This window comes from Bradyrhizobium sp. I1.14.4, assembly GCF_050435825.1.
Taxonomy (GTDB): Bacteria; Pseudomonadota; Alphaproteobacteria; order Rhizobiales; family Xanthobacteraceae; genus Bradyrhizobium.
Map to the genome: position 1 here is coordinate 41279 of NZ_JBNDLA010000003.1, position 13830 is coordinate 55108.

Sequence of the window (13830 nt, forward strand, 5' to 3'; positions counted from 1 at the left end):
CCGGCACATTAGCCGCAGACAAACCGGAAAAGCTACCACCTTGAACCACAAATCCAGCCAGCGAAGGCCAGCTATTCGCTCGCGGGATAGATCGCCTTTCGACACGAAGCGGCCGCGTCCAAGCGGACCTCTCCCGAGGCGAGCTAGCTGCCCGAAAACCGGTTTCGATACTCGGTCGGCGACACGCCGAGGTGGCGCAAGAAAGCCCGCCGCATTCGTTCGTCATCGCCAAACCCCGCGCGCTTGGCGACCTCGACCACGCCGCCGATCTGGCGGCTTTCGAGCAGCAAGCGCGCGGTCTCCACACGCAGCGCTTCGACGCCGCTTGCAGGTGTCATGCCGGTTCGGCTGACATATGTCCGGGCAAACGTACGTGGCGTCATCCCGGCCTTCTCCGCGAGTGTCTCGACCTTGAGGTCGCTCGTGATGTTCTCGATGATCCAGGCATGAAGCGCGCTGAAGCGTCCCTCGACGTCCGACGCCTGGGCCGCAAGGACAGTCGAGAACTGGCTCTGACCGCCGGGCCGTTTCAGAAACACCACAAGTCTGCGCGCAACATCGAGCGCGATGGTGTGGCCAAAATCCTCTTCGATCATGGCGAGCGCGAGGTCGATGCCGGCACTGACGCCGGCCGACGACCAGACCCGTCCGTCCTTGACGAAGATGGCGTTGGGCTCGACGCGGATGTTCGGGAAACTGTCCTGCAGCCGCGGGCAATAGCGCCAGTGCGTCGCAGCACGCTTGCCGTCCAGGATTCCGCTCCAGGCCAGCGCAAAGGCGCCTAGGCATACCGACGCGATACGGCGCGCCTTCGGTAACGCTTCCGCAATCCACCCCATCAATTTGGCGTCGTTCCGGATCTTCCAAATGCCGGGCCCGCCGGGGATCACAAGCGTGTCGACCCCGACGGGGGCAATGCTGTCGATCGGCGCTGTGTCGATCATCATGCCGACATCGGTCGGCACCAATCCGCCTGAGGTCGACAGATAGGATATCGAATAGCCGGGCCCGGGCAGCTCGATCGCCTCCAGTTCGGCGAAGACCTGCGCCGGCCCCGAAATATCAAGCAAGGTCACGCCCGGAAAGGCGACGATCGCGATCAATCGCGTCGCCATCTTGTCGCGCGGCTCAAGCCGGGGCGCTTTGGCAGTTTTCGAGGGCATATTGTCCTTTAAGCCATTCCGGGCTGCCCTGTATAGCTCGCGGTGGAATTCTGGAGTTCTGCCATGTCGCGACATCTGGGCAGCGGATATGAGGCGATCAAATCGCCTTGGACGGATTACGCGATCTACAGTCTACCCGATGCGTCCCGGATCGAGGCCTGCGACCGTCAGCCGCTGATGGACGCCATGAACGGCATCATTGCCGTCAACTGGAAGGCCACCGAGCCGCACTGGACAGCGACCTCCTCGCCCTTCGACAAGAAGTACAGCCTGATCCTCGTCTATGACGGCTCAGGCCTCGTGGCCTTCTCGGTCTACCGCATCCTGCAGATGTCGGCCGGACTTGGAATCTATCGAAGCGGCACCGAAGTGCTCCCGGCACACCAGGGCCGCGGCTTCTATAGCTTCTTCACATCGGAAGTTCTGAAATGTTCGGGCGCGGCCGAGAGAGCCGACGGCAACGTGCTCTACGGTTGGCGGACCCGCAATCCGATCGTCTGGGCAGCGAACGCTAAGATTTGCGAAAAAGTGTCTCCATCATTGCTCGACGATGCGCAGGATCCCGCGTTGCAGGCGGCCTGTCTCGAGATGTGCACCTCGCTCTATCCGGGTAAGCCGCTCGAACTGCCCGACATGATCATGCGTGGCGCTTACGGCCACATTCAGCACCATCGGCAGGCCTATCATGGCACCGTGTCGCTGGTCGATGCCGCGATGTCGCGCAAGATTCCGAATTCAGCGGATGCCCTTTTCTCGGTCGGTTACGCGAGGGTTTGATGTCGATGCTCGGACAACAAGCGGTATACGTGCCCACGTCGCGCTTCACCGATCGCGCCTATCTTGCTTGGACGGCGGTGGCGATCGCCTACGCCATTGCCTTCCTGCAGCGCGTGTCGCCGCAATCGGTAAGCCTCAGCTTCATGCACGACTTCAGCACCGACGCTGCCGGTGTTGCGATGCTCGCCTCGAGCTACTTCTGGGGCTACACCCTTATGCAGATTCCGGCCGGCCTTCTGGTCGATCGTTACGGCGTCAAGCGCGTCGTCCTCGTCAGCATGATCGCCTCGTCGCTCGGCAGCGCTGCATTCGCCCTGGCGCCGAACCTGCTCGACGTCTTTGCCGCGCGCCTGATCGTGGCCTGCGGCGACGCGCTGGTCTTCACCGCACTCCTGAAGCTCGTCGCGCAGAGCTTCGCCGACGAGCGGTTCGGCATGATGTCGGGCATTTCGCAGGTCTCCGGCTATGTCGGAGGCGTGATCGCAACCACGCCGCTCGCAGCCGCGGTCTCGGGGTTCGGTTGGCGGGCCTGCTTCCTGTTCATCGCCTGCATCGGGTTGGCCAACCTCGCCTTCGCCAAGCTCGCGCTCAAGCCCGATCCGGCCTCGTACACCAACAAGACGCTGAAGGGCGTGGTGCTCGCTGCGCGGCAATCGCTGGCCGATGTCGCGAACTGGGGCTGCGCAATGACGTTTGCGTCGCACTTCGCGGTCGTGACAACGCTGTCGGGCGTCTGGGGCATTCCGATGGTCGCGCACATTTTCCATATCTCTCCGACGGCTGCCGGCACGCCGCTGCTCGCCTTCATGATCGGCAATGCGCTCGGCTCGATCTTCCTGGGTCACGCTGCTGATCGTGCAGCGGCGGTGCTCGACCGCGCGTTGGTCGGCATTTGCGTGTTGCGCATGTTGCTGATCGCGCTGCTGCTGCCCCCGATCGCCCAGACCTTTGGGCTTGCCTACGTCACCGTTGTGTTCACGGCCCTGGGGCTCGTCGCCGGCGGCACGGTCCCGCTGGTGCTTAAATGCGTCAAGAAACTCTACACCGCCGACCTGATCGGTGTCGGTGCTTCCGTCAACACCACGGCCGCCGGGATCTTCGCCGGCATCTCGCAGCCCATCATTGGCTTCGCGATGCTTGCTGCGAGCCACGCCTCCGGGGCCGACGCCGTGCACAACACGGCCGCGATCGGTGACGGCGGCTACAGCGCCTTGATTATTATTCTGCTTCTCATGTCACTGCCCGGCATTGCCGGGCCGCTATTGATGAGAAGCAAGTTGATAGATCGTTAGCGTCGTTATGAGTGTAGGGGGTGTTATGGAGCGCTTGTTCTTGAGAAAAGGCGAAGTCGCATCAAACTTTCCGGTCAGCAGCTGGCAAAGCGTGATGTTTTCCGAGTTTGAAGCGCAGATGAGCAGCGAGGCAAGGCCGTTCCCTTGCGTGTTCGGGGTGACCGGACATCGCCAGGATCAGCTCCGCTACCTCTTTCTCGATCCATACGATGTCGCAGCGCTTGGCGAACAGCTGGCACAATATGTCTCGGAGGCGCGCTCGTTCGGCCCCAACACCTCGTTGATCGTCTTCACGCGGCCCCGCCCGGTGCAGACGCTCGATGCCTATTATCGTAAGATGTGGCTGACGCTCGATCAGCTCGCGCGCCTGGACAAGAACCCATGGCCGGCCGAGATTCCGGAACAGATTGACCACCCGATGTGGGAGTTCTCATTTGCGGGCGAGCCAATCTTCGTGGTCTGCACGACACCCGCGCATGTGATGCGCCAGAGCCGCCGATCCAGCGCCTTCATGCTCACGTTCCAGCCGCGCTGGGTGTTCGAGAAGATCCTCGGGACGGAAAAAGCGGCGACCGCCGCGTTCGCCGAGGTGCGCAAACGTCTGATCCCTTACGACAGCGCCAGTCCCTCTCCGCTTCTTGGCCGCTACGGCGCAACCGACGGCCGCGAATATCTGCAGTACTTCCTGCACGACGACAACAATGCGAGCGCCGGCTGTCCCTTCGCCCAGCTTGCGCAGAACAAGACGCCACCTATCGCGAATAAGGAACAGGCAGCATGACCCAGATCATCGCAAGCACGAAGACCGAATTTGCCATCGATCCGGATATCCTGAACCTGCTCCCGGCCCAGGGCTCCGTCGAGCTGCAGCATGATGCGGCCGGCAAGGTGCATCACTTCCATACCCATCCGGTCGATGAAATCCTGATGATCATCAGTGGCCAGCTGAACTTCATCTGGGACGGCGGTGAGCGGGTCGTCGGCGCCGGCGACACGATCCTGCTGCCTGCCGGCACCAGGCATCAATCTGAGGCGCTCGAGGGCGGCGCAATCTACGTGATCGCGACGCAGCCGCCCGCCAAGCCAATGAACAACTGACACGGAGGGGAGATTGCGAACACCTCACGACAGTGAAGGATCGCGCGGCGGCTCAACCGCCAAACGTTCGACCAGCTCGACAACCTCGGAACGCTGGTCGGGCGCAAGTCGAAGGAAAGCCTTCAACAGTCGCAGGCTTTCCAGTGTTTCGCTCGATGGAGCTCCGAGCTTCTTCTGCAGCTCTGCAACATATGTGGGATTTTTCATCTCGCACCTTAAGTGAGGATTACGAATGGCATACCCAGGTAAACGTGAAGGCTTGGCCCAGAAGGTCGACACCGCAGCGCAAGAGGCCGAACGCCTCGGCCTGACCACGGCAACCCTAATACTCCGGATGGCACGCCTCGAGATTGATCGGGCGGAGCCCGAGGAGGTTGAAAGTATGCCAAGGAACAACTTGCGCAGCAAGCCGAACTGAGGTCCTAAACGGGCCAGTTCCGACTCGGCACGCGCCCGGGAGCCTGTGGCTTCTGAGCGACGTCCTACGAGGCGAGAGGCTGTGCTCTCGCCTCGGTTGGGTTATTTTGCAATTTTGGTCTTCTATACAGGCTGACCACGCTAGCCGGTGTTGCCTGCCTTGCCGAACGCGCCTGCCTCGGCCAATGCGGCGATGCGCCGGTCGTCGTAGCCAAGCGTCTTGCTCAACACATCCCATGTGTGTTGACCGAGCAGCGGAGCCGCAACGGGATCGACCGTCGGCGTCAGGCTCATATTGACCGGCGACTCGATGTTCGGAACCGAGCCGGCGGTTGGATGCCCAATTTTGCTCAGGCGATGACGATCGCGCACCTCGGGTGCGTTGAACCCTTCCTCGACCGTACGCAGATAGCCAACCGGAATGTTGGCCGTCTTCATCTTGGCCATCCAGTTCTCGAGCGTGTCGCTTGCAAACACGCTGGCAATGATGGCACGCAGCTTCTCCTTGTTGGCCGTCCGCACCTTGCGGTGAGAAAACTCGGGGCCGGTGACGAGATCCGGGCGCTCCAGCACGTCGGTCACGAGCCGGCGATAGAGCCGGTCATTGGCGCATGCGATGTAGAGCGGGCCATCGGACGCCCGGTAGACGCCGACGGTCGGCGAACCGTTCGGAGAGTTGCCGAAACGGCCGGGGTTGTTGCCGTTGATGAGATAGGCCATGCCGTAGAAGCCGGTCATTGATACCGCGGTGTCGATCAACGCGACCTCGACCTGCTGACCGCGACCGAGCCGATCGCGCGCAATCAACGCCAGCAGGATGGCGTTGCAGGCCGACATGCCCGTTGCCATGTCCACAATCGGTGGACCGGTGCGCACCGGTTCGCCATCCGGAAAGCCGTTGAGCGACATGAAGCCACTTTCGGCCTGCGTGATCGGGTCGAAGCCGGGGCGTAGTGCGAAATCGCCCTTGCGGCCGTACGCGGAGATCGAACAATAGACCAGCCGCGGATTGGTCGGCGCCACCGATGCATAGTCAAGACCGAACTTCTTCATCACGCCGCCGGAGAAATTCTCTACTACGACGTCGGCCTTGGCAATCAAGGCGCGCGCGACTTCGAGCGCAACCGGATTGTTGAAATCGAGCGCAATGCCGCGCTTGTTGCGATTAAGGCTCAGATACGCCGCGCTCTCCCCACCGATTTCGGCGTGCTCGTAGGCGCGCGTATCATCACCACCGTCCGGATTCTCGATCTTGATGACCTCGGCCCCGAAGTCGGCCAGCGTTTGCGTGCAGGCCGGGCCGGCCACGACGCGGGTGAAATCAACCACCAGCAGGCCATCGAGCGCCGTCGGAACTCCCTCCCCGCGCGGCGCGCGCTCTGGCAATTCTGGTCTGCTCATGATCCGACGCTTCCTCTGTTATTTTGTCAGGCGAAATACCACGGCCCTTGGCAAAACCGATGCTGCTCGCCTTTTAGCGGAAGCCCATCACCAAGACCAAACCCGGATTTTGCAGAGCGGGACCTTCGTCTGACATGGCTGTCATCGGCCGCAAGGGTCCTGCGCTGCCGGCGGCACCGGCACGGTCAGACGATTCGAATGTCAGGGAAACCCGTCGGATAGCGAACCTGTCAGGGCAAACCGGCCGGTGGAAGAGCATGGATCGGCGAGCAGCGACGCGCCCGGTCGCTACCCGCTTTCATCGCAGAGCGCGGTCGCGCTATTCGGCGATCACCTCGCCGGAGCCGCCAAACTCGGCCGGAAAATCCTTCAACTTCGGCAGGCCATCGCGTATCGGCAGCACCGCCTCGGAATAGTTGACGTGAACGCCAGGGCTGAATTTCAACGTCGGGATCGTTGCCGTGAACACGTCGACGAGCCCAAGCGTCGGGTGGTTGGTCATCAGGTGACCGCCGCACTTGGTGCAATATTTGCGCTGGCTCATCGCGGTCTTCTCGAACGTCGCGATGTGGTCGGCGCCCTTGGTGACCTCGACCGCCTCAGGCTTCCAGAGGCTGAATGCATTCACCGGACCGCCGGACCAGGAGCGGCATGAACGGCAGTGGCAGTAGCCCATCGCCTCCGGCTCCCCCGTGACCTCGAGTTCAACGGCGCCACAAAAGCAGTTTCCAGTGTGATTCATCGGACGGTTCTCCCTTGGGTTATTTTGATTGGGCTCCGCGTCGACATCGGCCCAGGTTTCCCGTGGTGTTCATCATGCAGAGCAAGACGTGGACAGGTGTAGCCGCTGCGAACTCCCTTGCGTGGACGTGCTAGACCATTCCCCGCACGAGAGGCCATCACACTGCGCTCGAATGCAGGCAGGTCGTCGACGCAAGCGAAGTTACATGAGAGTCCGCGCCGCTGTCGACCACCTTCGGCATAGCACGGCTGAACATGATGTCCATCACACTCAGGGCGACGTCGCGGCGCATGCTCTTTTCCTCCGCGACAATCTGGATCAGATTCACAAATGGCAGACGGTCGCGCACGGCGCGACACGAGCGTGGACGATCGAACGACAATGCGCGCGTCAGGAATTCATCCTTCGCCTCCGCAACCTTGTCGACTTTGTCGATGAGATCGACCAGTAGGAAGTCTTTCGACAATGATTTGCGGAGTTGGAGCTCTACACCCGATCAATCTTCTTGATGTCCAAGCTTATGCTGCCGCTGCTGATGGTCAAGGCCACGCTGCGGCCACATCGGTGTTCGGCCTGCCGTCCGCGGTCATTTTGGTCGAGCAGTCGGATCGCCCGTGGACCTATCTGCCAGATCGTAAGCGGCTGGATCGGAGCCGAGCTCGGATACACCTTTCCCAAGTTCGGTTCGGAGCAGCGTCCGGAAGCCGTCATCATAGGTCGCAATGCTTGTGCGGATCGCCGCCCTCCACTGATCGCCGCGATCCCATGCCTCCGTATAGGCGGCGGCGAGATCCGCGTGCTGCCTGTTGGCGATCATCGCTTCGATGATCGATTGGGCCTGAAGCCGGTCCTTCGCGCTTTTTGCGGTCGCATCGCGGTCCTCCTTGCGGCGGGATCCGACGATCAGCTTGTGGATGGCGTAGCGCTCGGGCGATGGGATGAGGACCGGCACGCCTGGACCGTGCAGCAGCACCGCGCGGATCGGCTGGTAGATCAGGTAGTCGAGGAAGCGGAGCGGAAGTGCTGCCGCCCCGCCCAGAGCCGGCATCGGGACCGGCTTGCCTGCTTGGTCGTCGGACCCCTGGTTCGGCGTCAGGAATTCCACCTTGAACTTGTCCCTCGACGTGAATTGAGTGGAAACCCTGCCATCGGCCTGGCTCGGAACCTCGCGGAAGGTCGGATCGACCTTCCGTAGGACCTCTAGAATGGGAGGCATGGAATCCTTGATCGCGACCGAGATTTCATGGAATTGCGCAAAGTCGGCGTCGCCGGTCTGCATGGCTACGGCATCAAGGCGCCGGCCGAGCACGGCGGAGTAGCACTGATAGGCAACGGTGCCGACGAGCACACCCCTCATGCGGAAGAAGCCCGCCTTCGCCAGTTCTTCCACCACTTGGCCAGCCGTCGGCAGAGGGCGCGGCAGATAGGCCTCGCGCGTCAGCGTGGAAACGAGACGTCGACGGCCCTTGAGATCGGCCTTCAGATCTTTGAACGCTTCGACCCTCTTGGTGATTTCCTGATCACCCACGGGACCGACATAGCGGCGGTTCTGGCCGGCGCCTTCGGGCTTCGGCGTGTCGAAGTACCAGTATTTTTTGCCCTTCACCTCGACCGCCACGAAGCGGCCGCTTGCAGAAAACTCGGAGACAAAACTGTCGTCCAGGCTTCGCTGGACAAGTTCAGAATAGAGCGTCTGATAGATGATATCGAGGCCTTGGTTCGCTGGCATTGCGGAACCCATTTATACTATTTTCACGGAAATAGTATAACCTTTGGAGCTTTCGAACAAGCCAGCTATACTACTCTCGCAAAAATAGTATAACTTATATTAATTTCAATACGTTGACTAGACAGCTTCGCGAATGCCTTTGCCCCGACCTGACCGATGACCAATCGCTCGCGGGCCCGCCCAAATACCGGCCGCCAAGACACCAGCACGAACTCATGGGATGGCTCGATCACGGGGAACCGTCATGCGCCAGTATCCACCGGCTCCTTGGTCGAGATCATCGACGACCTCATCCTTCCACACCGGAACTGGAAGAAGAGGCCGTTCACCCAACACGAGAGGCTAGCCCCGCAAGGGGGGCGCGCAATGCCGATCTGGATCATGTTCGACAATCCTACTATGCCAACGGTTCGCAGATGAAACAGATGCCCATTGGAACCGGCTAGCTCTTCGCCCGCAGGACGACCCATCACCACGAGAGCTTGGCTCCGATGAAGCCCGCGATGCTCGGCGCGCGGTACAGATCTGCCCTCACATCGGCCGACACCGGGACGTTCCGATCCAGCGCAACCTTGGCGCCGAGATTGATGCGGATGAGGTCGGTCGGCGCCAGCGCGCCATCGATCACGAAGCAAACGCTGGCGCTGCGATGAAGGACGGGTTCACTGTTCGAAGCGGCAGGAATTCGTGCAGCCCGTTGGCACGCGCCCAAGCGCACAGCGAGCCGCAGTGGCGAGCAACTGGGTGGTATCCACCTGCGCGCCGATGAAGGTCGGAACGGGTTAGCGAAGCGAGCCGTTGACGGTAGCTATCGGCGATGCATCTAGTGCTGCCGGCGCGATAGACAACTCCCCGATGTGGGCAGCGAGTTTCTCGCTTTAAGCCTCCGGCGACGCAGCGTGTATGGCGGCCTCGCGCTCGGAGCCAGTGATCGGCGCGTAGCATCACAGAACGGACGCCTCGCATGACTAGAATCGGGCCGGCTCCCCGCCTCGGTACGAATTCGTCAACCACCGGCTCGCGACCATTGCCTCAGTCCGGATTGGAAACTTTCACGTATTTTGACGGCGTGTTCGCCAGACTATCCATCCGCTTCCAATGCCCGAAGAAAGTGGGCCTTGATTTCTGATAATCGTAACGGCTATGATGCATCAGGGTTTTTGGAGAGGATGAGACATGCTGGATGCGGCGCTAATCGAACGAGCACTGGAAAAGACCGGTAAGAGCAAAGGCGGGCTTGCCCGCGCAATGGGGGTTCGGGCCGGGGCCGTGTCCGAAATCCTGTCGGGAATACGGTTGATCAAGGCATCAGAGATCGCCCCGATCATCGAATACCTGGAGCTGAACTCGGTCCCGATCATGGGCCGGATCGGCGCCGGCGCCTCGATCCAGCCCGAGCTTGAACAGGTCCCGCCGGAGGGTCTCGGCGAAATCGAACTGCCGTTCCCGATGACGGAGGAAACGGTCGCTTTCGAGGTCTCGGGCGATTCGATGCTGCCAAAATACGAGAATGGCGACGTCATTGTGGTATATCGCGAGCAGCGCTATCCGCTGTCGAGCTTCTACGGAGAGGAAGCTGCGGTCCGACTGAAGAGCGGCGAGCGTTATCTGAAGACGATCGAACGCGGCAGCTCGTCCGGTCTGGTCAACCTCAAGAGCTTCAATGCCAAGCCGATCAACGGCGTGAAGCTTGAATGGATCGGCGAAATCTGCGTCACGCTGCCCCGCGGCCAGATCGAAAGGCTGCGCGGAAAGACGGCGCCGAAGAGCCGAAAATCCGGCCGGACGCAGAGTGGGCGATCGTCCGAGAAATAGCCGCGCGGCTTCAGGGCCGGCCAGGCCGATTCGGATACCATCGGACCGAATCGGTCAGGTCGCGCACGCCCGAATTCCGATTATCGACAATTTCCCTTGACATAATTCCGATTATCGGAAATAATGACCGACAACCGCCAACGCATCGAATGATCGGGCTATGCAGTATTTTGTCGTGATGACCGACTATGGACGACGTGGCCGCGAGGCGATCGTCGATCCGGAAATGACACGACACGAGGTCGTCTCGCGGGTCGCGTCGGGAGAATACACAAACATCAGCTTCATCCACGAGATTGCCGAGTGGTCGGTCGAGGATGTCACGAACGATATCCTCGCCGAGGCCGCCCTGTCGGAGATCGCCCTGACCGGCGCAAACTTGCAAGCCAATACGCTGGATCACGCCCACGAGCTGCGCAAGCACGAGCCGGTCTGACGTCGCTCACGTCGTGATTTCGAAAACGTGATCTTTCTTGAGCCGGCCACTTGGCCGGAACCCGAAACGGACTAGATAGGGCTCACGCAAAGTCGATTCGGACCGGGCGTGGGTTCCCGCTAGATTAGCGATTCGTTTCTCGGGCCGGTAGATTTCAGCTTCAGATGACTTCGACAACAAACGCCGAGATCGCGAAGGCCGATGGCGATCTCAGGATCGCGCTGCTGCTTGGCATCGCAAACTGGTTTCTGTTCCTGGACCATATTCCGCACAACGCCGTGAGCGCGCTGACCATGCGCAATTTCGGCTTCAGCGGCGCGACCGACCTCTTTGTATTCGTCGGCGGCTACGCAGTGACGCTCATCTACGCCAGGATGGCGCTGGAACGCGGATTCGTGGTGGCTGCTACCCGCATCTTCAAGCGTGTATGGCAGCTCTATGCTGCCTATATCGTTCTGTTCGTAGTCTATGTCGAGTTGATCAGCTATGTCGCCGAGCGGACCGCGGCGCCCGAGATCATCAGCGAGTTCAACATCACAGGCTTCATTGACCACCCGGTCCGGACACTGATCTACGGCTTGTTCCTGCAGGCCAAGCCGCTCAATCTCGACGTGCTGCAGCTCATTATTGCTTTGATGGCCTTCCAACCGATCGTCGTCCTCGGATTGCTATACGTCCCGAACGCGACGATTCTCGCGTCCGTGGCCCTTTACGCCACCGCCCGCGTGCTCGACTGGAACCTGAGATCGTATCCGTACGGAGACTGGTACCTTAATCCGTTCTGCTGGCAATTACTGTTCGTTATGGGCGGTTGGTTCGCGCTCATCGGCACCCGATACGCACCGGCGATCCGCGCGATGCAGGCGATTCCCATATTGCGCGCCACCGCGTTGCTGTATCTGCTGTTCGCGCTGGTGATTGTCTCGAGTAGCGATATCCCCGCGCTGGCCCAGATGATGCCGAGCGAACTGAGCGACATGCTCCAACCGAACGATCGGGAGGACATCGCCCCTCACCGCATCCTGCATTTCCTGACCCTGACATTCCTGTTCGCATGGTTGGTGCCGCGCGACTGGGGGTACTTGCGATCTTACGCCTTGCAGCCGATCATCAAATGCGGCGAGGAATGGCTGGCTGTGTTCTGTGCAGGCGTGTTCCTCTCCTTTGCCGCGCACCTGATCCTGATTACGGGCCCGTACTCGCTGGCAAGGCAATTCGCGGTCAGCATCGCCGGCATCGCCGCGATGACCGCCGTCGCCTACTACGTCTCGTGGTCGAAGCAGCAGGACAACAAATCGGCCGTCGGCGCTCATTCCTGAACCCGGCGGTTTCGATCAACAGCGCTCGCCTGAGCCGAGCCGGCGGCATGAGATCCTTCCGCGCCGACCAGAATTGGCGACCGTCCCTCAGTTTCGTGACTTTCACCGTTCTCGCCCTGGTCGCAGTCCTGCCAGTGATGGGCTGTCTTCTTTCCGCCTTTACGACAACCAGCTGATTCATCAGACCCTGCCCGAACTGATTGCACAGAGCCGCGTGCCGGCCGCGATCTATGCGCGGCGACGCGAGCGGGATCGCGGCAGAGCCGTCGACCACATCGGAGGAATTTCCCGCGTGGTGGACAAAGTTGATGTCGAGATCGGTGTGTTTCTCTAGGATCAACTTCCGGTAGTCGTCCCCTTGTCGTCCAGCGCGTAGTCGACGACGGCGGGAAACGCCGCCCTTCAGTCTGGCGAAACCTTCCATCGTAGTCTGCGGCCGCGGATACTCCTCGCGGTCGAGCGCAAGTGGACCACGACGCATGATGCGCCGCGCTCTCCGGTTGTCCCAAGCTCAGCCGAGCCCTGCTTGACGCGCAAATTCGTTTGTGCGCAGCTGCCTGAAATAACAAGGCTACTCAGGGCAGGAAATATGGGCGGGCTTCGGCGGGTGCTGGCCGGTTACGGCTTCCTCATCGCATCGGTCAATCTGGCGGCAGCGGCTGAGCCGATCAAGCTGCGGGTAGCCGACTCCTTTCCAAAAGGGCACTACCTCGTCCGCCTGGTGCTTGAGCCCTGGATGGCCGAGGTTCAGAAACGCACCAACAACGCCGTGACGTTCGAGCACTATCCGGCCCAGCAGCTCGGCAAGGCCGCCGACATGCTCAAGCTGACGCAAACCGGCGTCGCCGATATCGGCTATGTCGCGCCCGCCTACGTGTCCGACAAGATGCCAGTCTCCGAAGTCGCGATGCTCCCCGGCGCGTTCGAACATTCCTGCCAGGGTACACTGGCCTATTGGAAGCTCGCGCGAAACGGTGTCATCGCGCAGCAGGATTATAGCGCAAACGGCATACGCCTGTTACTGGCGGTGAGCCTGCCGCAATACCGCATCTTCACGGTCAAGCAAGCCGTGAAGGGGGCCGGTGACGTCGCTGGCCTGAAGTTGCGTTCGACAGGCGGCGCGCAGGATCTCACCTTGCGCGCCATCGGAGCCGTGCCCGTGCGCATGGCTGCGCCTGACGCTTATGAATCTCTGCAGCGCGGCACCATGGATGGCTTGCTGTTTCCGCTGGAGAGCGTGGTTGCGTACGGCGCAGACAAGTTGGTGAAATATTCGACCGACGGAATCGGCTTCGCCAGCTTCATCGTCGCCTATTCGATCAGTGACACCGTCTGGAAAAAGCTCACGCCGGATGTTCAGAAGGCGATGATCGACGTAGCTGAAGAGATCATTCCGTCAGCCTGTCAGCAGGTCCAGAAATCCGACGATCAGACCAAGAAGTCGCTTGAGGCGGCCGGGGTGCGGTTTGAAACCTTGCAGCCGGACGTGAAAGCAAAGTTCAAGGATTTGATGAAAGGCGTCGCCAGGACCTGGGCCGACGGCCTCGATGGCCGCGGCAAGCACGGTAGCGATGCATTGAAGGAATTCGATGCGGCTGTTGCCGCCATTCCTGCAAAGTGATCGAGCAAGTTACCGGGAGG

At 60.9% G+C, this 13830-nt stretch carries 15 protein-coding genes and 2 pseudogenes; 9 read left to right on the plus strand and 8 right to left on the minus strand.

Going from position 1 to position 13830, the window contains the following annotated elements; translation table 11 throughout:
- Positions 1–143 precede the first annotated feature (143 nt).
- Positions 144–1163: a GlxA family transcriptional regulator gene (locus ABIB78_RS07290; RefSeq protein ID WP_429023115.1), complete on the minus strand. Its 1020-nt coding sequence runs from the start codon at positions 1161–1163 to the stop codon at positions 144–146.
- Between the two features lie 63 nt (positions 1164–1226).
- Here ABIB78_RS07290 and ABIB78_RS07295 point away from each other — a divergent pair, with 63 nt between their 5' ends.
- Genes ABIB78_RS07295 through ABIB78_RS07310 form a run of 4 tightly spaced genes read left to right on the plus strand, consistent with a single transcriptional unit; the run spans position 1227 to position 4330 of the window.
- Positions 1227–1940 carry a hypothetical protein gene (locus tag ABIB78_RS07295; protein WP_429023117.1) on the plus strand — a complete coding sequence of 238 codons (714 nt, stop codon included), beginning with the start codon at positions 1227–1229 and terminating at the stop codon, positions 1938–1940.
- Entirely contained in the window at positions 1940–3232 is a 1293-nt protein-coding gene (locus tag ABIB78_RS07300; protein ID WP_429023119.1) for an MFS transporter, read from the plus strand. The genes ABIB78_RS07295 and ABIB78_RS07300 overlap by 1 nt, the downstream gene beginning before the upstream one ends.
- A gap of 40 nt (positions 3233–3272) precedes the next feature.
- Complete coding sequence (locus ABIB78_RS07305) at positions 3273–4013, plus strand: YqcI/YcgG family protein (protein ID WP_429023122.1); 741 nt, start codon at positions 3273–3275, stop codon at positions 4011–4013.
- Complete coding sequence (locus ABIB78_RS07310; protein WP_429023124.1) at positions 4010–4330, plus strand: cupin domain-containing protein; 321 nt, start codon at positions 4010–4012, stop codon at positions 4328–4330. Before ABIB78_RS07305 ends, ABIB78_RS07310 begins: the two co-directional genes overlap by 4 nt.
- Positions 4331–4354: 24 nt before the next feature.
- Here the strand turns inward: ABIB78_RS07310 and ABIB78_RS07315 are convergent, their stop codons facing one another.
- The 6 genes from ABIB78_RS07315 to ABIB78_RS07340 all read right to left on the minus strand — a co-directional run bounded on the left by ABIB78_RS07315 (position 4355) and on the right by ABIB78_RS07340 (position 9247).
- A complete protein-coding gene (locus tag ABIB78_RS07315) occupies positions 4355–4537 on the minus strand; it encodes a hypothetical protein (RefSeq protein ID WP_429023126.1) in 183 nt (60 codons plus the stop codon).
- Positions 4538–4888: 351 nt separating this feature from the next.
- Positions 4889–6148 (minus strand): CaiB/BaiF CoA transferase family protein, encoded by a 1260-nt coding sequence (locus ABIB78_RS07320; protein WP_429023127.1) that lies wholly within the window; start codon positions 6146–6148, stop codon positions 4889–4891.
- A gap of 319 nt (positions 6149–6467) precedes the next feature.
- A complete protein-coding gene (locus ABIB78_RS07325; RefSeq protein WP_429023129.1) occupies positions 6468–6890 on the minus strand; it encodes a GFA family protein in 423 nt (140 codons plus the stop codon).
- Positions 6891–7047: 157 nt separating this feature from the next.
- Positions 7048–7356, minus strand: a complete 309-nt coding sequence (locus tag ABIB78_RS07330) for a hypothetical protein (protein ID WP_429023130.1) — start codon at positions 7354–7356, stop codon at positions 7048–7050.
- 120 nt (positions 7357–7476) lie between these two features.
- Complete coding sequence (locus ABIB78_RS07335; RefSeq protein WP_429024028.1) at positions 7477–8619, minus strand: nucleotidyltransferase family protein; 1143 nt, start codon at positions 8617–8619, stop codon at positions 7477–7479.
- 469 nt (positions 8620–9088) lie between these two features.
- Positions 9089–9247, minus strand: coding sequence for a hypothetical protein (locus ABIB78_RS07340; protein WP_429023132.1), 159 nt, complete (start codon positions 9245–9247; stop codon positions 9089–9091).
- Between the two features lie 548 nt (positions 9248–9795).
- On the opposite strand from ABIB78_RS07340, the gene ABIB78_RS07345 reads away from it, so the two are divergent.
- From ABIB78_RS07345 to ABIB78_RS07360, 4 genes and pseudogenes are all read left to right on the plus strand, one after another.
- Complete coding sequence (locus tag ABIB78_RS07345) at positions 9796–10434, plus strand: LexA family transcriptional regulator (protein ID WP_429023134.1); 639 nt, start codon at positions 9796–9798, stop codon at positions 10432–10434.
- 160 nt (positions 10435–10594) lie between these two features.
- Positions 10595–10870, plus strand: a complete 276-nt coding sequence (locus ABIB78_RS07350; protein WP_429023136.1) for a hypothetical protein — start codon at positions 10595–10597, stop codon at positions 10868–10870.
- Between the two features lie 164 nt (positions 10871–11034).
- The gene (locus ABIB78_RS07355) at positions 11035–12189 is read left to right on the plus strand and encodes an OpgC domain-containing protein (protein WP_429023138.1); all 1155 of its coding nucleotides are present in this window, start codon (positions 11035–11037) and stop codon (positions 12187–12189) included.
- Between the two features lie 47 nt (positions 12190–12236).
- Positions 12237–12427 (plus strand): annotated as a pseudogene (locus ABIB78_RS07360) (two-component sensor histidine kinase); the annotation flags it as partial.
- On the opposite strand, the pseudogene ABIB78_RS07365 reads toward ABIB78_RS07360, so the two are convergent.
- A pseudogene (locus ABIB78_RS07365) lies at positions 12425–12661 on the minus strand (acetyl-CoA C-acyltransferase); the annotation flags it as partial. The pseudogenes ABIB78_RS07360 and ABIB78_RS07365 sit on opposite strands and share 3 nt — an antisense overlap.
- Positions 12662–12778: 117 nt before the next feature.
- On the opposite strand from ABIB78_RS07365, the gene dctP reads away from it, so the two are divergent.
- Positions 12779–13810 carry a TRAP transporter substrate-binding protein DctP gene (dctP, locus tag ABIB78_RS07370; RefSeq protein WP_429024029.1) on the plus strand — a complete coding sequence of 344 codons (1032 nt, stop codon included), beginning with the start codon at positions 12779–12781 and terminating at the stop codon, positions 13808–13810.
- Positions 13811–13830: the final 20 nt, after the last annotated feature.